This is a genomic window from Ferdinandcohnia sp. GQ5, from assembly GCF_059759275.1.
This window is the reverse complement of sequence record NZ_JCAXEW010000006.1, coordinates 189,586-209,221: the sequence shown is the minus strand read 5'-3', so window position 1 is coordinate 209,221 and position 19,636 is coordinate 189,586. Positions and strand designations below refer to the sequence as shown.

Here is a 19,636-nt window from a genome sequence, read left to right as displayed (position 1 = left end):
TACTTAAACTACTAAATACGTAATCTTAATGGATATGTTTTTGTAATATATCCTTCAGTTTAAAAAGAGCTTTTGAGTGAATTTGAGAAATCCTAGAAGTCGATAACCCCATTACCTGTCCAATTTCAGTTAATGTTAGTTCTTCTTTATAAAACAAACTAATAATTAGCTGCTCTTTTTCATTCAATTGTTGAATTACACTAATTAGTTGATTGATCACTTCTTTTTTTACAACGTGTTCTTCTGGTGTTAAAGTAGTATGATCCTTAATTGAGAATGCTGACTTTTCACTGCTCTCGTCATCATGTTGGTAATCGTCCATAGAAAGAACATTTGCAAAGAAGCCTTCATTAATCGTTTGATAAACTTCATCCTCGCTCATTCCAACCTCTTCTGCGATTTCAGGAATTGTAGCATTTCTCATTAAATTTTGTTCTAGCTTTTCAATAGCAGTTTCTACTTTCTTTGTTTTTTCTCTTGAACTTCTTGGTAACCAATCTTCTTTTCTAAGTCCGTCAAGTATTGCACCTCTAATCCGAAAGGAAGCATATGTATCAAATTTCAAATCACGAGAAGGATCGAATTTTTCCAGTGCATCATATAAACCAATCATCCCAAGACTTCTTATATCATCTTTATTTACACTCTTCGGGAGTGTGACAGAGATTCGTTGTACATGATATGAAACGAGTGGCATATATTTCCTGACAAGGGCGTCCCCTGCATCAGTGTCTCGTGAGTCGGTCCATTTCTGCCAATATTCTTGATGATCTGCGGATGATAATCTGGACATTCTACTCCTCCTTTTGTTTATTTGAATGTATTTTATCTTTACCTTCTATATTTCCTTAATACCATGATTGACAGTCCGAATCTTGAGGATGGCTGTTTCAGGGTCAAATTCAATCGTTCGTCCATTATTTCCACCTATATCTGATGCAATAATCGTAATGTTAAAGCGTTTTAGCTCTGCTTTAACTGCTTCAACGTTACGAGGACCAATCCGCATAATGTCACTTGTAGATTGAAATTGGAACATTTGTGCACCGCCTGCGATTTTGGCTTTCAAACTCTGTTCTCGACCGCCAATTTCAATGACTTTTTTTATTAGCTCCTCAATTGCAGTATCGGCATATTTGGCAATATTCATGTTCCCGGCTTTTGTTGAACCAGAACTTGGTAACATGATATGCGCAAGTCCTGCTACCTTTCTTGGTTGATCATAAATCACTACACCTACACAGGAACCCAATCCAGATGTTCGGATTAAGTTTGGTGTAGATATGACATTCATATCAGCTATCCCAACCTTTATAATCTGATTAAGTTCATTCATTTGTTTGAACTCCTAATGCAGTAAATATTTTTCCAAAAGAATCGGGATCTGGCAATAATAGAAAATGCCCATTAATATTATTTTGTTCATGTTTTTCATTCTCACTAATAGCCGTTTCGATAACGATTGCATAATCACTTACTTGAGAAAGTTCGATTAATCCATATCCAATGATCGCACCAACCATATCAATTGAAAAGCCTGGAATTGAAGGATATAAATTTAATTGGGTAAAATCGGATAAAGATGTAAGATAAGAGCCGAACAAGATATTTCCGACTTCTTGTAAAGCAGATATCCCCATGTCACTTTGTTTACTTTCAAATGAGTAGCTCTCGTCGCCTAAGAGATCTTGGATTAGTTTTGTAGCTTGTGGGAGCTGTAAAATAAAAAACATATTTCCCGTTATATCTCCTTCAATTCGAAAAAAGATACCCGCAACAACATTTTCTGCCCCACCGGCAAAATCCATCATTTCATCAAAAGTAACAATTTTTACATTCGGTACCTGCATATCAATTTTTCGATTTAAAAGCTTTGAAAGAGCAGTGGCAGAATGCCCTACTCCGATATTTCCAATCTCTTTTAAAATATCTAAATGAGTAGAATTAATACGTTGAAAAAATGACATACGATTGCCCCTTACTCTTTTCCCTTACGAATATCGGGGGTAAGAACCTTTTCTAAATTTAATAGGATCAATAATCTTTTATCAAGCTTGGCTACACCTTCTAGGTATTCGACCTCTACACTGCCAACAATCTCAGGAGGTGGTTCAATCGAATCAACTGGGATATCCATTACATCATTTGCCGAATCAACAATTAATCCTACTTCAACATCATCTGTAGCAACTATTATTATTCTTGTGCTATTCAAATACTCGGTTTCATCTATACCAAAACGAGTTCTTAAATCAATAATCGGAGTAACAACCCCTCTTAGATTAATCACACCTTTTACAAATGGCTCTGTTCTAGGAACCCGTGTTATATGTTGCAGTTTTTCTATTGAACGTACCTGTGAAACTGGGATTGCATATTCTTCATCCTCGAGTGAAAAAACAATTACCTTTAACACAGTAGCTTGTACAGACATTTTTTTCCTCCTTAAATACTAAAATCAATGCATTTCTATTTGATTAAAGCATTACAATCAATAATGAGGGCAACTTGACCATCACCGAGTATTGTTGCCCCTGAAATTGCAAATACATTTGTTAAATAGTTTCCTAATGATTTTAATACAATCTCTTGTTGTCCTACAAATGTATCAACGATGAGACCAGCTGATTTCTCACCCTTTTTCACAATTAGAATAGAAACGTCTTCATCATCTTCAGTAATTGTTGGAACCTCAAAAATATCTTTCAAGTTTACCAATGGGACAACTTTACCTCTATAATCAATTACCCTCTGATTGTGCGCATAAAGAATTTCACTTTTCTTAATGATGGCTGTTTCAATAATAGAAGAAAGTGGGATTGCATACTTTTCATTCTGAATCGTAACGAGCATTACAGAGATGATCGATAAAGTGAGTGGTAACTGTATAGAAAATGTTGAACCTCTACTAATTTCAGAATGAATAGTGATTGACCCACCTAATGACTCAATCGTATTTTTCACAACATCTAGACCAACGCCGCGACCTGAGACGTCTGAAATTTGTTCAGCAGTTGAAAAACCAGAAGAAAAAATAAAATCAAATACTTGACTATCAGTTAGAGATTCAACCGTTTTTTCTTCAATCAGTCCTTTGTTAACTGCCTTTTGGATAATTTTTTCTCTACTAATTCCAGCACCGTCGTCTTCTATTTCGATAAATACATGATTTCCGCTATGGTAAGCACGTAAAATGACAGTACCCTCTTCTGTTTTTCCATTTTGCATTCTAATTTCTGGTGTTTCAATACCATGATCAAGTGCATTTCGTAATAGATGCACCAGTGGATCACCAATCTCATCAATTACAGTACGATCTAGTTCCGTTTCTGCACCAATAATTTGAAGATTAATTTTCTTATGTAAGTCCTTCGCTAATTGACGAACCATACGAGGAAAACGGTTAAAAACAGTCTCGACTGGAACCATTCTCATTGTCAAAATAATATTTTGTAAATCTCCAGATATTCTTGACATTCTCTCAACAGTTTCGTTTAACTCTGAATGTTTCAATTCATGAGAGAGCTGTTCTAAGCGCCCTCTATCAATGACTAGCTCTTCAAATAAGTTCATTAGAGTATCAAGTTTTTCAATATTTACTCTGATTGTTTTTTGATTCCCAACATACTTGCTGGTCGATTTTGAAGATAGATTTTCCTCTTTATCGTTCATTTGTTTCTGTTGGGGAGCAAGTGTTGAAGCAACTTCAGCCTGTGCCTGTATTTGTTCATGTACTTGAGTCTTATTTGAATCATTGTAAAAATTATTAACAATTACCTTGTTTATTTCAGATACTTTGTTTATTTGTTTTTCGATATTTTCGGATGTTTCCATGGAAACTACCGTTACATGAAATTCACTATCAAATTGTTCTTCCTCCAGCTGGCCGACTGATGGAAATGACTTAATGATTTCACCGACTTGTTCAAGAACCTCAAACACCATGAAAACTCGTGCAGCTTTTAATAAACAGTCATCACGAAGTTGAATCGTTATTTCATAACAATTAAAACCTTGTTCTTTTGATTGTTGGATAACCGTCAGTTCAAAATCATCATAGTTAGTTATAGATGCAGTAGGTTCATCAACATTATTTTGTTCACCAGTAGTTTCTTCTGCAGCTGTTTTATATCCACTTTCTACATTTTTAAGTGATAAAACAACATCTGTAACATCCTTTTTTCCATCACCACCCTCAGCAATGGAAAAAATCATTTCCTCTAGATAATCAACTGACTTAAAAACAACATCCAAGAGAGATGGGGTTACTTTTATTTTCAAATTACGAATACCATCTAGAACATTTTCCATCTGATGCGTAAGACTCGCCAGATCTTCATATCCCATGGTAGCTGACATCCCCTTCAATGTATGGGCAGAACGGAAAATTTCGTTGACAATCGCAATATTTTCAGGCTCTTTTTCCAACTTTAGTAAATTTTCATTACATGCCTGGAGATGCTCTTTACTTTCTTCAATAAATACCTCTAAATATTGATCCATTTCCATTTATCAAAACCCCTTTACTTATGAAAGGCTAAGTACCGTCCTCGCTATATCCTCTAAATTTTCAACTTTATCAACTAAATTTGTTTCAATAGCAGCCTTTGGCATCCCGAACACAATTGAAGTTTCCTTCGATTCTGCTATCGAAACAACTTGTCCAGTCTGTTTTAGTTTTATCAATCCACTTGAACCGTCCGTTCCCATTCCTGTCATGATAATAGAAATTGTTTGAATCCCCTTAATTTCACTAATTGATTCAAATAGGACATCAACAGATGGTCTGTGTCCATTCCGTATTTCACTCTCATCAATATTTACAGCCAGCATTGTGCCAATCTTTTTTATTTTCATATGATAACCACCAGGTGCAATATAAGCTGTCCCAGCCTTTAACATTTCCCCATCTTCAGCTTCCTTAACGGTAATATTACATAAACCGTTGAGCCTATTGGCTAAAGATTTAGTAAAACCCGCTGGCATGTGCTGAACAATAACAATTGGTGCTGAATAATTTTTCGGAAACTGTGGGAGCACCTGTTGCAAAGCCCGAGGTCCCCCTGTTGAAGCACCTATGCAAACAATTTTATTCATATTTTTATTTGGTTCTAGGTCTATTTTACTACATTCTACTATTCTAGTATTTGACTTTTCTTGTATTTTTATTGGACTTTTAAGTAAGGTTACGTTCACTTTTCCAGCATTTAGTACTTTTGTAACAATCTCATTTTTTATCAGGTGGAGATTAATAGAAATAGGTCCTGATGGTTTTTGAATAAAATCAACAGCCCCATTTTGTATTGCAAGTAATGTTTTGTCTGTTCCTTCTATTGTTGTGCTTGAAAGCATTACAACAGGACGGGGATGTTTATTCATAATCCGTTGTAATGCTTCAATTCCGTTCATTTCAGGCATTTCAACATCCATAGTTATAACATCTGGGTTGAGTATTTCAATTTTGTTTAGGGCATCGATTCCATTTCTCGCTGTTCCGATAACGTTAATTCTTGAATCTTCTTGAAGGAAATTTGAAATAAGCTTCCTCATAAATGCTGAATCGTCTACAATAAGAACATTAATCTTTGTCATCGCTAAACTCCTATCTACCACGTACGAAAAAACGTTGTAACTTTGATATAAAGGAGGTATGTTGATTTTTCTCCTGACTTTTTTCAGTACCAAGATAACTTTTGCAAATATCAAGTAAATTTTTGCTAATTATTGCATTAGGGGCATATAGTAAAAATGGTTCCTGGTGACTGACTGCCTTTTGGACGGTTTTGTCATCAAGTAATACTCCTAGTAGTTTAATTTCTTTTATTAAAAATTGTAGAACAGCTTGTTTTAATCTTTTTAAGGTTTGCATTCCTTCAGATTCATTATCAGCTCGATTCACAATCAAATACATAGGAATCGACTGATCAAATAAACAGATATATTTAATGACTGAGTATGCATCTGTAATAGAGGTTGGCTCAGGTGTGGTAATGACAAATATTTCGTCCATTGCCATAAGAAATTTAACACTTTCCTCGGACATACCAGCGCCCATATCAAAAATAATGTAGTCATAATCATGTAGTACGGATTGCAATTGGTTTATTAAATACTGAGATTTGCTTTCATCCAGCTTAAAAAGCGAAGGTAAGCCATTGCCTCCCGCAATATAGTCAATGCCTTCCGGACCTTTAATAAGCAGATCTGTTATTGATAGATTTTTTTCAAATAAGTCTACAATCGTATGGTGGGCTGTTATCCCCATCAAGATATCAATATTCCCCATTCCAATATCCATATCAAACAACAAAGCCTTCTTGCCAAATTGTGATAGGGCAATGGAAAAATTTAATGAAAAATTGGATTTACCAACTCCACCTTTTCCACTGATTATAGCTATTGTCTTCGGTTGGTCTTGTTCGTTATTCATCGATCCTAGTTTGTTACGAAGAGCTGTAGCTTGGTCTATCATGATTCATCAACTCCAAGGATAGTATTAGTTATTAGAGTTGGCGTAGCCACGACAATGTCATCTGGCACATTTTGACCATTCGTTAGATATGCGACACCGATACCAGAATCAGCAATTAAATTCACCATCGCTCCATAGTTTGCCGTTTCATCCATTTTTGTAAATATAAATTTGGATATTGCAATTTTGGAAAACTGTTCATAAATTACTTTCATGTCACTCATTTTGGATGTTAGTGAAAGCACTAAAAATGTTTCCATATCATTTGAAAAATGGATTAAATTATTTAAATCATCAATATATTTTTCATTACGAAAGTTCCTGCCTGCAGTATCAATGAATATAACATCATAATCCTTAAAGGCTTCCTTTGCTTTTTTAAAATCATCAAAAGAATAACAAACCTCAACAGGAGCACTAAGGATTTTTGCATATGTTTTTAGTTGCTCAATCGCAGCAATTCGAAATGTATCCGTTGTAATGAAGGCAATTTTCTTTTTGTCCTTCAACATGCTGTCCGCTGCAATTTTAGCAATGGTCGTTGTTTTTCCAACACCTGTTGGACCAACAACATTAATATATTTTTTTTGAAAGGTTAAGCCACCGTATTCAACTCCGGAAATGATGGAAGCCAAACATTCCTTCGTCCATCCCTTGACTTCTCCAAATGATGCATTTTCTGTTTTCAAATACCACTTCTCCATTAAAGTAGACATAACTTTTTTTCGAATGGATGGATTTATTTCTTGATGAGCCAGCAATTGATTTATTTCCTGTAAGGGGGCTGGATAAGGACTACTATCAACAGATATTGCTTTTATCGCGACCCTTAGTTCTTTCATTTCTTTTACAAGATCTGGTGTCGACTCTGATCGATCCTTTACCTGTTGTGTATTTACAGGTTTGGCAACCTCTTGTTTAATTGGGATTGGTTCAGATTTTATATCAATAACCGTTGGTTTTTTATTCTTTTCTTTCGGTTTCATTGTTTGAGTCTTAGGGACTTGAGAATCAATAGCTGCTATCACTTCAAAATTCTTTTTTCGAAAAAGGCCGAAAACCCCCTTCGTTTGAACAACCTTTGAGTTTAAGATGACCGCATCACTACCTAATTCAGCACGAATCATTTTCATTGCTTCTGGCATAGAAGTAGCAATATATTTTTTTACCTTCAATCTATATTCACCACCCCAACACTTTGAACTTCAACATTTGCCTCAAGCTCGTTATAAGAAAGTACAGGAACTTGTGGAAAATATCGTTCAATTAATTGTCTCACATACATTCTGACCGCAGGAGAACATAGTAAAATCGGAGATTGTTCTTGTATACTAACACTTTCGATTTGTTTTGCTATCGCTTCAATAATGGATTGTGACACATTTGGATCAATTGACAGATAGTTTCCATGTTCTGTTTGTTGAACACCATCAGCGACAAACTTTTCAACTCTTCCTGATAAAGTTACAACTTTCATTGTTTCACCTTGAACAATGTGTTGATTTGTTATTTGTCTGGCTAGTGATTGTCTCACGTATTCCGTTAATAAATCCGTATCAGTTGTCATTCGTCCAAAATCTGCGAGTGTTTCAAAGATGATAGGCAGATTTCGAATTGACACATTTTCTTTAAGTAACTTAGCTAATACCTTTTGAACATCTCCTACTGCTAGTGGATTTGGCGTGACCTCTTCTACTAAAATTGGGTATGATTCTTTTAGATGATCAATCAGTTGCTTTGTCTCTTGTCTTCCCAGTAACTCATGGGCATTCCTTCGAATTACTTCGGTGATATGTGTTGACACAACAGATGGAGGATCAACGACCGTATAACCTAGCATTTCTGCCTGGTCTTTCATATCCTCAGCTATCCATTTTGCCGGTAATCCAAAAGAGGGCTCAATTGTATCGATTCCCTCAATCGAATCATCCTCATAACCTGGGCTCATCGCTAAGAAATGATCAAGTAAAAGTTCCCCTCTTGCCATTTCACTACCTTTTATTTTCAGACGATATTCGTTTGGCTGTAATTGAATATTATCCCTTATTCTAACGACTGGGATGACTAACCCCAACTCAATCGCCAATTGTCTACGGATCATCACGATTCTGTCCAATATATCTCCACCTTGGTTTGTATCAGCCAATGGTATCAATCCATAACCGAACTCAAACTCAATGGGGTCTACATTTAACAGACTCACGACGCTTTCTGGACTTTTTAAGTCCTCTACTTGTACTTCTTCTTCGGTGTCAGGCTCTAATTGAGTCTCCTGATCCTTACTTTTAGAAATCATATAGGCGCCAATCGCTAAACAACTTGAGATTGAAATTGTTAAAAAATCATGGATTGGAGTAAACAATCCTAAAAGGAAAATCGTTCCTGCAGTCACATATAGCATCTTTGGAAAAGCAAATAATTGCTTTGTAATATCTGTCCCTAAATTTCCTTCAGACGCAGCACGAGTAACCACAATCCCTGTCGCTGTTGAAATTAATAATGCAGGAATCTGGCTGACAATTCCGTCCCCTACAGTTAACAGGGTAAATTTAGAAAGCGCCTCTTGGAAACCCAAGCCATGTTGTGTCATCCCGATGATAAATCCAAAAATTAAGTTGATAAGAACAATAATAATACCAGCTATTGCATCTCCCTTTACGAACTTACTTGCCCCGTCCATTGCCCCGTAAAAATCAGCTTCTCTACTTACTTTATCACGGCGCTCGCGGGCCTCAGTATCAGAAATCATACCAGCATTTAAATCAGCATCTATACTCATTTGTTTCCCTGGCATTGCATCTAATGTAAAGCGCGCAGCAACCTCAGAAACACGTTCAGAACCTTTTGTAATTACAACAAATTGAATAATAACAAGGATTAAAAAGACAACAAATCCGACAACCACATTCCCACCAACTACAAAGGTACCAAAGGTGTGCACTACCCCACCAGCATCCCCTTTAGCGAGTATTGATCTAGTTGTAGAAACGTTTAACCCTAATCTAAATAAGGTCAAAAGAAGTAATAAAGAAGGGAAAATTGAAAATTGAAGTGGTTCCTGCATATTCATTGAAGTTAAAAGAACTAACAATGCAAGAGAAATATTAACAATAATTAAAATGCTTAGCATCCAAGATGGAAATGGAATAATTAGCATCGCAACTATTAAGATTACACTTAATAAAACTGATAAATCTCTTGCTCGCATTGTTTTCTCTCCTTTAAGTCAAAAAACACATAAGTGATGAGGAATTAGTAAAAATCTCTTAAAAATCGTTTATATCTTTTCTTTCAATCGGTATACATAGGCAAGAATTTCCGCTACCGCTTTAAAATACTCTTCTGGTATCGCATCCCCAATATTTGTCCCTGCATATAGGGCTCTTGCGAGAGGACGGTTTTCGATGGTCGTGATTTCATGCTCGTTTGCAATTTCCTTAATTCGCCCCGCAACAAAATCTACACCCTTTGCAACTACAAAGGGAGCATCCATTTTTGATTCATCATATTTTAAAGCAATTGCATAATGAGTTGGGTTTGTAATAATGACATCTGCCTTTGGCACTTCTTGCATCATTCGACTCATTGCCATTTCACGTTGTTTTTGCTTTATTTTTGATTTAATCAGAGGGTCTCCTTCTGTCTTCTTATATTCATCTTTAATATCCTGCTTAGACATCCTTATGTTTTTTTCATAATCAAAACGTTGATAAAGATAGTCTAAGAACGATAAGAATAAAAGTGCTCCTCCCGCAAATAACCCCATCTGGACTGTTAGTTTGGCAAGAACAACTAGAGCTGCTCCAACGGTTTTCTGTGACAAGGACAAAATATCTTCCAAACGGAACCAAAGAATCGAAATCGTAACGCCACCTACGATCACGATTTTTAAAATTGATTTAAGCATCTCAACAAGCGCACGTATCGAATAAATTCGTTTAAATCCTTGAATCGGATCAAGCTTATTTAACTTCGTTTGAATCGCTTCTGTTGAAAATAAAAAACCAACCTGCATAAGGTTCGCTGCAATTCCAACGATAAGGGCAATTATCATAATCGGTGCTAATATAATTGCAGCCTCTAAAGATAGTTCAATAAAAATTTCCTGAACACTTTGTTCAGTCGGTGAAATCAATAAATAATGGCTAAAAGAATGATTTAAAAAGGTTAATATTCGATCTAAAATGAATCCACCAAAAACAAGCAGTGTAAAAAAGATCGAAATTAGTAGTAGTGCGGTATTAATATCTGCACTCTTTGCAACCTGACCCTTTTTTCTTGTTTCTTGACGTTTTTTAGGAGTGGCTTTTTCTGTTTTTTCACCTGCAAAAAATTGCAGATCAAGACGAACAAAATACATCTAGCTTCCTCCTAATAGTTCCATTAAACCTCGCATCGTAAATACCATATTGTCTACCAGGTTTCCAACGAGCATAAAAATCATCGTCATCGCGATAAATAATACAACAAAACTAACCCCAATTTTTAATGGAAGACCTACAACAAATACATTTAATTGTGGGACTGTTCTCGCCACTATACCTAGAGCAATATCTACTAAAAATAAGGCACCAACGACTGGCATTGACATTTGAAATGCTATTATAAACATTGTTCCAAAAGCTTTAATAACAAATTCGACTATATTTTCATCACCAAATGGGAGAGTTGATTGTTCCATTGGGATAAATTCATAGCTATAAAAAATTCCATCCAACAATAAATGATGGCCATTAATTGCCAATAAAAAGAGGAGTGCAAACGTATATAAATATTGTCCCATCAATGGACTTTGCGCCCCTGTATGTGGATCAATAACATTGGCGATGGCAAACCCCATCTGAAAATCGATAAAGCCCCCTGCAATTTGAATCGCAGCGAAAATCATATAAGCTGTTAACCCAATTAAGAGACCCACCATAGCCTCTTTGAGAATTAACATGATAAAATAGCCATCAATCTGGAGAATTGGTTTTTCCATAGATAGGAACATAACCCATGCAATAAAGAAAGCAATTCCGATTCGATGTAATGCCGGCAAAGTCCGATATGAAAACAAAGGCATCGTTACAAAAAAACTCGTTACCCTCACTAATACAAGTAAAAAGGCAGGAAAATAGGTATATATCTCTGTCATTTTTTAACCTACAAATCTTGTTAAATTACTAAAAATATCATGCGTATATGCGAGCATCTTTGAAAGCATCCACGGTCCAAAAAATACCAACCCGACTAGCACGGCTATAATTTTAGGGATAAATGCCAGGGTTTGCTCCTGAATTTGTGTTGTGGCCTGGAACACACTAACAATCAACCCAACAACTAAAGCCACTAATAAAAGTGGACCACAAATCATTAAGGTCGTATATACACCTTTTTCTGCTAATGAAATAACTGCTTCAGGACTCAAACTGTTCACCCACTCTTAGAAGGTCTGTAATAAGGATTTAACAATTAAATACCATCCGTCCACGAGGACAAATAATAGTATTTTAAACGGCAAAGAAATCATTACTGGCGGTAGCATCATCATCCCCATAGACATAAGGATACTTGCAACAACCATATCGATCACAAGGAACGGAATAAAAATCATAAAACCAATTTGAAACGCTGTTTTAAGCTCACTTATCGCAAAAGCCGGTACCAAAGCAGTTAAGGGAATATCCTCAATCGTTTCCGGCCTATCAGCTCCTGAGTAATTTAAAAATAACTCCAAATCCTTTTGCCGGGTATGTACACTCATAAATTCCTTGAACGGTAACGAGGCACGATTATAGGCTTCCTCTAAATTAATGTCCTCATTAAACAGAGGGGTTAAGGCTTGTTCATTGACCTCACTTAATGTCGGCGCCATCACAAAGAAAGTTAAAAACAATGCCAGACCAATCAGTACCTGATTTGGAGGCATTTGTTGTGTCCCAAGTGAAGTTCGAACAAATGACAACACAACAATTATCCTCGTGAAACTCGTCATTAAGATCAAAATACTAGGACCTAGTGAAAGAACAGTCAATAGAAGTAAAAGTTTAACTGATGTCGACACATTTTCGGGGGCACTAGTATTAAAAAACTCCATAAATTCATTCATTCTTTACTAGACTCCTTATTTTCAAGTTGCTCGACAATTTTCTTTCTCCCTTGTTTTAATTCTGATAGTTGCTTTTGTAACAACGAGGAAAAATGACCTTGGTCCCCATCTTTGACTTCTTTTCTTTTTTGAATCATCCGGTTAAGGAGATCTCTAGGCTGAATCATGGAATCCAATGATGCATTATGCTGTTCCAAAATTTCATTAATTTCATCCGTGTCTTCGATCTCTTTAAGAAGCTGAACGGTATCTCCAACCCCCACTACTAGAATCCGCTCCCCAACCTTCACAATCTGAATGGATCGGTTTGTACCTAAACTTGTTCCACCTAGATTTTCAATGAACCTATGCTGATTAAACATGCGATTTCTTTTATTGACAAATTTTAATAATAAGTAAATGAGTGCAATGACAAATAACGTTGTAAAGATCATTTTAATAAAATCGCCTGCTGTTAGTTCACTGACAGGTTCTGCGGTTTCAATAGCGTCCGTTTCCTGCTCTTTATCTACTTGTTTTTCTTGATTTTCAAGTACATCACTTACACTTCTATCAATATGACCTTCTTCAGCTTGAACAGGAAAAGTGACAAGCAAGGCATGAAAGAAGATAAGTGCAAGAATAACTTTTTTAATATATTTCAATTTTGTTGCCACTCTCCTGAATAAATAGAATTACAAGTCTCGATTTAGGTGCTACATTATTCGGTTAGTTATTGCTAACTTAGCGTTTTGCTGATAGCTTCAATCACACGGTCTGCTTGAAATGGCTTTACAATAAAATCCTTCGCACCCGCTTGAATGGCATCAATAACCATGGCTTGTTGACCCATAGCCGAACACATAATAACTTTTGCATTTGGATTTATTTTTTTAATTTCTTTAAGTGCTGTAATTCCATCCATTTCTGGCATAGTTATATCCATTGTTACTAGGTCTGGTTGGGTTTCTTTATACTTTTCAACAGCTTGTGCCCCATCAGCTGCTTCTGCTACGACTTCGTATCCATTTTTAGTTAGGATGTCCTTAATCATCATTCTCATAAATGCTGCATCATCTACAATAAGAATTCTGTTTGCCATTAGAATAGCCCCCTACTATTAATTCAATTTTTTTATTCGATCACTTTGGCTAATAATATCGGTGATCCTAACACCAAAGTTTTCTTCAATAACAACAACTTCACCTTGAGCGATAAGTTTTCCATTTACTAAAACATCTACCGGCTCTCCTGCGAGCTTATCCAACTCAATTATAGAACCAGCAGACAATTCAAGAATTTCTTTTATAGACCGTTTGGTCCTACCTAATTCGACCGTAACTTGAAGTGGAATATCGAGTAACATGTTTAGGTTTCTAGATTCAGATTCTTGTAAATGGATCGATTCAAATTCAGAGAAAACCGCAGGTTGGATTTCAGGTTGTTTCGCCTGGAATCCTCCTAGATGTTGCGGGCCACTGTTTGAAATAGGCTGGTTATATTCAGATTGTTGAACCTGCTGAGTCGGTTGATATGATGTATTTTGTACCGCACGGTGATTAGTAATATTTTGATTCTGCATTAACATCTCTTCGTCAACATGGGAAGACGATTGTTCAATTGTTGGGGCTACCAACTCTGCCTGTGGGGAGAGAAGTTCACCAACAAGGTCTTTTCCAAATTGAACTGGCACAAGCTGCATGATTGTGGAATCAATTAGTTCACCAATTTTTAATCGAAATGATATTTTCACTAAGATATCATCAAGTCGAAGATTTTCTACACCATTGCTATTACTCATGTCAAGCATATCAATACTAGGTGGAGAAATATCAATTTTCTTACTAAATACAGTTGACATTGAAGTCGCAGCAGAACCCATCATTTGATTCATCGCCTCTTGAACAGCACTTAATTGAAGTTCTCCTAGGTTTGTTGGTGCTGCAAGTCCGCTTCCACCAAGCATCAAATCAGCAATAATTGATGCATCACTTTGTTTAATGACTAATAGATTTGTTCCTGTAAAACCAGCTGTATAGTTTACATAGACCGTTACACATGGGTGTGGAAACTCATCCGCGAGTTGAGAACTTTGAATAAGCGTTACATTTGGAGTAGTAATTTCAACCTTTTGATTGAGTAGTGTAGAAAGAGCCGTTGCCGAACTCCCGAAAGATATGTTCCCAATTTCCCCGAGTGCGTCCTGTTCAATTAAAGATAAAAAATCCTCGATAAGGGGTTTATTTTTGTCTGCTACCGGTTCATTGTCTAAGTCAGCTGTACCTTTAAGTAATGCATCAATTTCATCTTGAGATAGCATATTACCATTATTCATCTTCACTGCCCCCCTCTTTTATTTCCATTAGGATTTGAATGGCTTGTTTCTTATTTACCTTACCAACCTGCGCATGAAATTTCGGGATACCTTCAATTTTTACATCAATTGGGTGTTCAATCATATTGTCAAGCTGGATTGTATCGCCAACGTCTAATAATAAAAACTCCTGGATCGCAATATTGGCTGTACCTAATTCTGCTATAATTGGTAGTTTAGTGTCTTTCAGATTGCTTTTTATTGTGGCCAGTTCCTCTGTATTCCGTTCTTTTCTAGGAGCCGTTTGCATCCAGTAATGCGCTGATAGTTTAGGAATAATTGGCTCAAGAATCACATGGGGAATACAAATATTTATCATCCCACTAGTCTCACCAATTTGAGTATTAAGTGAGATAACAACAACCGTTTCATTTGGAGAAACCATTTGAAGGAACTGTGGATTTACTTCAAAATCAGTTAAAAATGGGTCAACTTCTACTAAATTAGCCCATGCTTCCCTAGCTTGTTCAAATGCTTTTTCGAACATATTGCTCATAATTTTTGTTTCTATTTCAGTTAGACTGTCGATCTTATTTAGTCCTGTTCCTTTACCTCCAAGTACTCGATCGAGCATGGCATATGCAATATTAGGGTTTACTTCTAGTAATACTCGCCCTTCGAGTGGAGGCATTTCAAACACATTTAATATGGTCATTTTTGGAATCGAACGTATGAATTCTTCATATGGTACCTGATCTGCTGTTCCTACTGTGATTTGTACATACGTTCGAAGTTGAGCTGAAAAATAGGTTGTTAATAATCGTGCAAAATTTTCATGTATTCGGGTGATACTTCGAATCTGATCCTTTGAGAATCGAAGTGCCCTCTTAAAATCATATACTCTAACTCGGCGCTCACTTTCTTCTTTCTTTAGTTCTTCCGGATTCATTTCACCAGTTGACAGGGCTGAAAGTAAAGCATCTATTTCACTTTGAGATAATATTTCACCAGGCAAGGTTCCACCTCCGCTCATTAGGTCATTTAATTAAATTGGTTACTGCGGAAGAAAGGATGTCGCATAGACTTTAACGACAGTACCATCTTGCATTAATTCATTTATTCGGTCCTTTAATCTATTTTCAAGATTCACGATTCCTTCTTCACCCTTAAATTCTTCAGAAGTCATATTGGAAAGTTCCTTAATAATGATGTTGCTTACTTGGAACTCTCGTTTCTCCAATTCTTCTTTGCCTTTTTTTCCATCTGTTTGAATATTAAAGGATATACGGATATAATCATCACTTAATAGTTTTGTTGTGATTTCTGGAATTTCTACAGTCGCTTTAAGTACCTGATCAATCGATGGTTCCTTTTCACCTTCACCCGCTGCAACCTTCGTTAGAATGACAAATGCAGTGGTACCGACTAATGTTATCGTACTTAATATGATGACCATTACTACAAGAAGTTTATTTTTCATAGCACCCTATCCTCCCCAAGCATTAACGAAGGCCAAGTACATTTATTTTTTGATAAAATTCATGAACCTTCACATGTACATCTTCTTCTGTTTCTTTGACAACAAACTTTTTACCATTTGTTAAGGTAATGGTTGTATCAGGAAAGGATTCAACCTGTTCAATATATAATGCATTTAATGTAAACTTTTTATCATTTAATTTCGTTAAAGTAATCACTTTTCATCGGGGTTTTAGTGTTGTCTAAAACCCCTTACCCCCTTAACGTTTTAGGTTTACAAGCTCTTGAAGGATTTCATCGGATGTGGTGATGATACGAGTGTTCGCTTGGAATCCACGTTGTGCAACAATCATTTCTGTAAATTCTTCAGAAAGGTCAACATTTGACATCTCAAGAGCACCAGCCATTAATTTTCCACTTCCCCCATTTCCAGCTGTTACTGCTGTAGGTGTTCCCGAGTTTAGTGTTTCAATAAACAGGTTATCCCCAAACTTTTCGAGACCATCAGGATTCGCAAAAATGCTAATTTCTAATGTTCCTGCTGTTTGTAAACTACCGGTATTGTCTACGTAACTTACTACACCAGCTGAATCAATACTAAAACTTTGGGCATCCGAAGGTATTGTAATATCTGGCACAACATTTAGTCCGCTGCCATTTACTAATTTACCAGTTTCGTCTAAATAGAAATTACCTGCTCTAGTATAGAAGTCATTTGTACCATCAGATACAGTAAAATAACCAGATCCGGAAATAGCTAAATCAAGTGGTCGGTTAGTAGATTGGATACTTCCTTGTGTAGAAATAGTATCAATTGTAGATAATGTAGAACCTAAACCAACCTGCTTTGGATTCACACCACCTCTTACACCGTCATTTGCTTTTGCACCTTGAATCGTTTGACTCATCATATCGGAAAAAACTGCTCTTCCCTTCTTGAATCCGTAAGTATTGACGTTAGCGATGTTATTACCAATTACATCTAGTTTAGTTTGAAAGTTTTTCATACCGCTGATTCCTGAATACATTGAACGTAACATTTTATTTTCCCCTTTCAATTAAGGTGGCGTCTATCGGTCGGCACACCCCGGCTTCCTGTTAAGGTCCAGCCTGATAAATGATTAATCTAAAATAATGGTTCCATTAATATTGGTAAATATCTGAGAATTTGCTTCATCACGATTCATTGCAGTGATAACTGTATTATTTGGGACATTTACAATTAATGCTGCATTTTTAGTCACGACCAAAGAATCTTGAATTCCCTTTGTTTTTGCTTCTAAGATTTTTGTTTGGATTTCTTTCCATTTAGAATCTTGAATGTTAATGTTTCTTTCATCCAATCTTTTTTGTGCGTGTTTACTTATTACTAGTTCTGACTCTTTTGCGAGAGTATCTTTAAAAGAAATGGAAGGCTGCTTTCTATGCTGCACTTTATTCCGTGTTGTTAATGACAAGGGATGATTTTGTATTTGCAGAATACGATGATCCATCTTAACACCTCCTATTCTTCCTCGTTAGAAGGTTCCTTCACTTTTAAAATTTCATCACTATAAATCTTAGTTCCGTCCTTTAACTCTAGCTCAATATACCCTGATTTTTGTGATACAGATGTTACAATTCCTTGCCCTTTATTGATGATTTCATTTCCATTCTCATCCTCAGTTTTAAAACTGTATTCAACTTCTTTCCCAATCATAGAGCTATATTTTAAAAGCTGTTCACCCTTCTGGCTAGTCACGAATTTCTCTAAAGTACTATTCATATTTGTCATTTGTTCAAGCGAGGTAAAGGTCGCCATTTGAGCAATAAAATCCTTATCTTCCATTGGATTCATTGGATCTTGGTTTTGAAGCTGTGTCATTAATATCTTTAAGAAATCATCTTTTCCTAAAATATCATTACCCGTTTTTCTTTCTTGCTTTAAATTTGAAAGGTAAAGACTCGAATCTATTTTTGTAGTCACATTCATCACCACCTAAATTTTAATATTGACAAGCTCATCCAATAGAGCAGTTGTAAAGGAAGAAACATCCTCATTTTGTTCTTGATTATTTTGTTCCTTCTGTTGTCTTCCTGATTGCTGACCATGTTGTTCATTTTCTCTTTGCAGATTTCTTTCAGTTTGATACTGAAGCTGTGTTGAAACTTCAATTTTTTCGACTGAAATGTTTTGTGCTAAGAAAGAGTGTTTTAGGTTTGTTAACTGTGACTCTACTAATTCCTTTGCTTGACTCGTTGAAGCCAAAATTTTTGCAATCATACCTGCTTCACTTTGAAGAATTTCAATTCGTAGTGAACCAAGATGTTCAGGATATAAGTTAATTAATAATTTTTGTTGCCCGCCACTATTCAAAAAGTTGCTTCTTGCTAGGATATTCTGAAACTGCTTTATGAATTGTTGCTGATTCGGTAACGGTTTACTCGTTTGTTCAACGTTTATTGTAAATTGCTCAGCCCTAGAAATATGATTGGAGCTCAAATCAGCTACAGAAATGGCTTCTCTTGAATTTCCTATAACTTGGTGTGTACTTGCTTGTTGTATAGACTTACCAGCCGTATCAGCCTGTGTCGTTTCAATCCCTTTTGGTGCCGAAAAATATCTCGAATGTACAGTTTGCAGGTAGTGAAGACGGGACTGAGATTCTGTCCTTGGCTTCTCGACTAAAGAAGTCTTGTTTTCTAGCGACTGCATCAACTCTTGGATAAGCTTAATTGCCTTTAAATCGGTTAAGTCCTTCGAAACTTGAGGACTTGTAGTCAATTCCTCGTTAGAAGCTATCTTCATTTGCTTTAGAAGGTTTATTAGTACAGCCTGATCAATTACTGGATTTTCTTCAACTAAACGTGTAGCCACTAACAGCAATGCAGATTGTTCAGCTTCTCCATACGCTTGTCCAACTCCCAGCTCGATTTCACCATTTTGAATTCCAGTGATAAATACTTTTATTTGGTCTACCAAATCAGGTGGAAGTGTCAGAAATACATCTTCTAAACCAGATAAATCGAATTCTTCTTTTACAAAAGACTGGAATTCAGATAATGCTTGATTGGTTGTAGCCATATATGTGGAATCCTCTTCTTTTCCTGCATTAAAATTAGGAGTAAGCTTTAATTTAGGATCTCCGAAAAGTTTTGGGTCGTTCTCTAAAATTGCATCTAATTTCTCCCGAAAGGACAATTCAAAAGTATTATTACCTTGGATTAAGCCATTGCCCAGACTTGAATCAACAGCCTTTCTGAATGCTCCAGATGATGGTTCCAAATTTACTACCATATTCACATTACTTCACCTCCCTTC

23 protein-coding genes are annotated in these 19,636 nt (G+C 36.1%); all 23 read right to left on the bottom strand.

Annotated elements, in window-relative coordinates:
* Window positions 1-25: 25 nt before the first annotated feature.
* Window positions 26-793, bottom strand: a complete 768-nt coding sequence (locus AC6CHV_RS09740; protein WP_498078788.1) for a FliA/WhiG family RNA polymerase sigma factor — start codon at window positions 791-793, stop codon at window positions 26-28.
* A 45-nt stretch (window positions 794-838) separates the two neighbouring features.
* Window positions 839-1,336, bottom strand: coding sequence for a chemotaxis protein CheD (locus AC6CHV_RS09735; RefSeq protein WP_341331878.1), 498 nt, complete (start codon window positions 1,334-1,336; stop codon window positions 839-841).
* Window positions 1,329-1,967 (bottom strand): chemotaxis protein CheC, encoded by a 639-nt coding sequence (locus tag AC6CHV_RS09730; protein WP_341331879.1) that lies wholly within the window; start codon window positions 1,965-1,967, stop codon window positions 1,329-1,331. The genes AC6CHV_RS09735 and AC6CHV_RS09730 overlap by 8 nt, the downstream gene beginning before the upstream one ends.
* Before the next feature lie 11 nt (window positions 1,968-1,978).
* The gene (locus AC6CHV_RS09725; protein WP_440273228.1) at window positions 1,979-2,434 is read right to left on the bottom strand and encodes a chemotaxis protein CheW; all 456 of its coding nucleotides are present in this window, start codon (window positions 2,432-2,434) and stop codon (window positions 1,979-1,981) included.
* Between the two features lie 35 nt (window positions 2,435-2,469).
* Complete coding sequence (locus AC6CHV_RS09720) at window positions 2,470-4,509, bottom strand: chemotaxis protein CheW (protein ID WP_498078787.1); 2,040 nt, start codon at window positions 4,507-4,509, stop codon at window positions 2,470-2,472.
* An 18-nt stretch (window positions 4,510-4,527) separates the two neighbouring features.
* Window positions 4,528-5,592, bottom strand: coding sequence for a protein-glutamate methylesterase/protein-glutamine glutaminase (locus AC6CHV_RS09715; protein WP_440273226.1), 1,065 nt, complete (start codon window positions 5,590-5,592; stop codon window positions 4,528-4,530).
* A gap of 10 nt (window positions 5,593-5,602) precedes the next feature.
* Window positions 5,603-6,472, bottom strand: a complete 870-nt coding sequence (locus AC6CHV_RS09710) for an AAA family ATPase (protein WP_498078786.1) — start codon at window positions 6,470-6,472, stop codon at window positions 5,603-5,605.
* Window positions 6,469-7,647: a flagellar biosynthesis GTPase FlhF gene (gene flhF, locus AC6CHV_RS09705; protein WP_440273224.1), complete on the bottom strand. Its 1,179-nt coding sequence runs from the start codon at window positions 7,645-7,647 to the stop codon at window positions 6,469-6,471. Before flhF ends, AC6CHV_RS09710 begins: the two co-directional genes overlap by 4 nt.
* Window positions 7,644-9,680 carry a flagellar biosynthesis protein FlhA gene (gene flhA, locus AC6CHV_RS09700; RefSeq protein ID WP_498078785.1) on the bottom strand — a complete coding sequence of 679 codons (2,037 nt, stop codon included), beginning with the start codon at window positions 9,678-9,680 and terminating at the stop codon, window positions 7,644-7,646. The genes flhF and flhA overlap by 4 nt, the downstream gene beginning before the upstream one ends.
* Before the next feature lie 69 nt (window positions 9,681-9,749).
* On the bottom strand, window positions 9,750-10,832 hold the full coding sequence (gene flhB / locus AC6CHV_RS09695) for a flagellar biosynthesis protein FlhB (RefSeq protein ID WP_498078784.1): 1,083 nt from the start codon (window positions 10,830-10,832) through the stop codon (window positions 9,750-9,752).
* The gene (gene fliR / locus AC6CHV_RS09690; protein ID WP_440273221.1) at window positions 10,833-11,609 is read right to left on the bottom strand and encodes a flagellar biosynthetic protein FliR; all 777 of its coding nucleotides are present in this window, start codon (window positions 11,607-11,609) and stop codon (window positions 10,833-10,835) included.
* A gap of 3 nt (window positions 11,610-11,612) precedes the next feature.
* Entirely contained in the window at window positions 11,613-11,882 is a 270-nt protein-coding gene (fliQ, locus tag AC6CHV_RS09685) for a flagellar biosynthesis protein FliQ (protein ID WP_341331888.1), read from the bottom strand.
* Window positions 11,883-11,897: 15 nt separating this feature from the next.
* Window positions 11,898-12,563 (bottom strand): flagellar type III secretion system pore protein FliP, encoded by a 666-nt coding sequence (gene fliP, locus AC6CHV_RS09680; RefSeq protein ID WP_121446586.1) that lies wholly within the window; start codon window positions 12,561-12,563, stop codon window positions 11,898-11,900.
* The gene (fliO, locus tag AC6CHV_RS09675) at window positions 12,560-13,207 is read right to left on the bottom strand and encodes a flagellar biosynthetic protein FliO (RefSeq protein ID WP_440273220.1); all 648 of its coding nucleotides are present in this window, start codon (window positions 13,205-13,207) and stop codon (window positions 12,560-12,562) included. The genes fliP and fliO overlap by 4 nt, the downstream gene beginning before the upstream one ends.
* Window positions 13,208-13,281: 74 nt before the next feature.
* Window positions 13,282-13,644, bottom strand: coding sequence for a chemotaxis protein CheY (gene cheY, locus AC6CHV_RS09670; protein ID WP_341331890.1), 363 nt, complete (start codon window positions 13,642-13,644; stop codon window positions 13,282-13,284).
* Between the two features lie 18 nt (window positions 13,645-13,662).
* Complete coding sequence (fliY, locus tag AC6CHV_RS09665; protein WP_341331891.1) at window positions 13,663-14,877, bottom strand: flagellar motor switch phosphatase FliY; 1,215 nt, start codon at window positions 14,875-14,877, stop codon at window positions 13,663-13,665.
* Complete coding sequence (fliM, locus tag AC6CHV_RS09660) at window positions 14,870-15,871, bottom strand: flagellar motor switch protein FliM (RefSeq protein ID WP_341331892.1); 1,002 nt, start codon at window positions 15,869-15,871, stop codon at window positions 14,870-14,872. The genes fliY and fliM overlap by 8 nt, the downstream gene beginning before the upstream one ends.
* A 39-nt stretch (window positions 15,872-15,910) precedes the next feature.
* Window positions 15,911-16,336, bottom strand: a complete 426-nt coding sequence (gene fliL, locus AC6CHV_RS09655) for a flagellar basal body-associated protein FliL (RefSeq protein WP_341331893.1) — start codon at window positions 16,334-16,336, stop codon at window positions 15,911-15,913.
* Window positions 16,337-16,358: 22 nt separating this feature from the next.
* Window positions 16,359-16,553 (bottom strand): flagellar FlbD family protein, encoded by a 195-nt coding sequence (locus AC6CHV_RS09650; protein ID WP_099352425.1) that lies wholly within the window; start codon window positions 16,551-16,553, stop codon window positions 16,359-16,361.
* Window positions 16,554-16,595: 42 nt separating this feature from the next.
* On the bottom strand, window positions 16,596-17,375 hold the full coding sequence (gene flgG / locus AC6CHV_RS09645; protein WP_341331894.1) for a flagellar basal body rod protein FlgG: 780 nt from the start codon (window positions 17,373-17,375) through the stop codon (window positions 16,596-16,598).
* 81 nt (window positions 17,376-17,456) lie between these two features.
* Window positions 17,457-17,828 carry a TIGR02530 family flagellar biosynthesis protein gene (locus AC6CHV_RS09640; RefSeq protein WP_341331895.1) on the bottom strand — a complete coding sequence of 124 codons (372 nt, stop codon included), beginning with the start codon at window positions 17,826-17,828 and terminating at the stop codon, window positions 17,457-17,459.
* 11 nt (window positions 17,829-17,839) lie between these two features.
* The gene (gene flgD / locus AC6CHV_RS09635) at window positions 17,840-18,307 is read right to left on the bottom strand and encodes a flagellar hook assembly protein FlgD (RefSeq protein WP_440273218.1); all 468 of its coding nucleotides are present in this window, start codon (window positions 18,305-18,307) and stop codon (window positions 17,840-17,842) included.
* A gap of 6 nt (window positions 18,308-18,313) precedes the next feature.
* Window positions 18,314-19,612 (bottom strand): flagellar hook-length control protein FliK, encoded by a 1,299-nt coding sequence (locus AC6CHV_RS09630; protein ID WP_498078797.1) that lies wholly within the window; start codon window positions 19,610-19,612, stop codon window positions 18,314-18,316.
* Between the last annotated feature and the right edge of the window lie 24 nt (window positions 19,613-19,636).

What these genes read in the sequence shown, in the direction of transcription:
- AC6CHV_RS09725 (WP_440273228.1), bottom strand. Translation starts at nt 2,434, where the DNA reads ATGTCTGTACAAGCTACTGTGTTAAAGGTAATTGTTTTTTCACTCGAG.
- fliL (WP_341331893.1), bottom strand. Translation starts at nt 16,336, where the DNA reads ATGAAAAATAAACTTCTTGTAGTAATGGTCATCATATTAAGTACGATA.
- cheY (WP_341331890.1), bottom strand. Translation starts at nt 13,644, where the DNA reads ATGGCAAACAGAATTCTTATTGTAGATGATGCAGCATTTATGAGAATG.
- flhA (WP_498078785.1), bottom strand. Translation starts at nt 9,680, where the DNA reads ATGCGAGCAAGAGATTTATCAGTTTTATTAAGTGTAATCTTAATAGTT.
- flgD (WP_440273218.1), bottom strand. Translation starts at nt 18,307, where the DNA reads ATGAATGTGACTACAAAAATAGATTCGAGTCTTTACCTTTCAAATTTA.
- AC6CHV_RS09735 (WP_341331878.1), bottom strand. Translation starts at nt 1,336, where the DNA reads ATGAATGAACTTAATCAGATTATAAAGGTTGGGATAGCTGATATGAAT.
- flgG (WP_341331894.1), bottom strand. Translation starts at nt 17,375, where the DNA reads ATGTTACGTTCAATGTATTCAGGAATCAGCGGTATGAAAAACTTTCAA.
- AC6CHV_RS09630 (WP_498078797.1), bottom strand. Translation starts at nt 19,612, where the DNA reads ATGGTAGTAAATTTGGAACCATCATCTGGAGCATTCAGAAAGGCTGTT.
- AC6CHV_RS09710 (WP_498078786.1), bottom strand. Translation starts at nt 6,472, where the DNA reads ATGATAGACCAAGCTACAGCTCTTCGTAACAAACTAGGATCGATGAAT.
- flhB (WP_498078784.1), bottom strand. Translation starts at nt 10,832, where the DNA reads ATGTATTTTGTTCGTCTTGATCTGCAATTTTTTGCAGGTGAAAAAACA.
- AC6CHV_RS09730 (WP_341331879.1), bottom strand. Translation starts at nt 1,967, where the DNA reads ATGTCATTTTTTCAACGTATTAATTCTACTCATTTAGATATTTTAAAA.
- AC6CHV_RS09720 (WP_498078787.1), bottom strand. Translation starts at nt 4,509, where the DNA reads ATGGAAATGGATCAATATTTAGAGGTATTTATTGAAGAAAGTAAAGAG.
- fliY (WP_341331891.1), bottom strand. Translation starts at nt 14,877, where the DNA reads ATGAATAATGGTAATATGCTATCTCAAGATGAAATTGATGCATTACTT.
- fliR (WP_440273221.1), bottom strand. Translation starts at nt 11,609, where the DNA reads ATGACAGAGATATATACCTATTTTCCTGCCTTTTTACTTGTATTAGTG.
- AC6CHV_RS09740 (WP_498078788.1), bottom strand. Translation starts at nt 793, where the DNA reads ATGTCCAGATTATCATCCGCAGATCATCAAGAATATTGGCAGAAATGG.
- AC6CHV_RS09715 (WP_440273226.1), bottom strand. Translation starts at nt 5,592, where the DNA reads ATGACAAAGATTAATGTTCTTATTGTAGACGATTCAGCATTTATGAGG.
- AC6CHV_RS09640 (WP_341331895.1), bottom strand. Translation starts at nt 17,828, where the DNA reads ATGGATCATCGTATTCTGCAAATACAAAATCATCCCTTGTCATTAACA.
- fliP (WP_121446586.1), bottom strand. Translation starts at nt 12,563, where the DNA reads ATGAATGAATTTATGGAGTTTTTTAATACTAGTGCCCCCGAAAATGTG.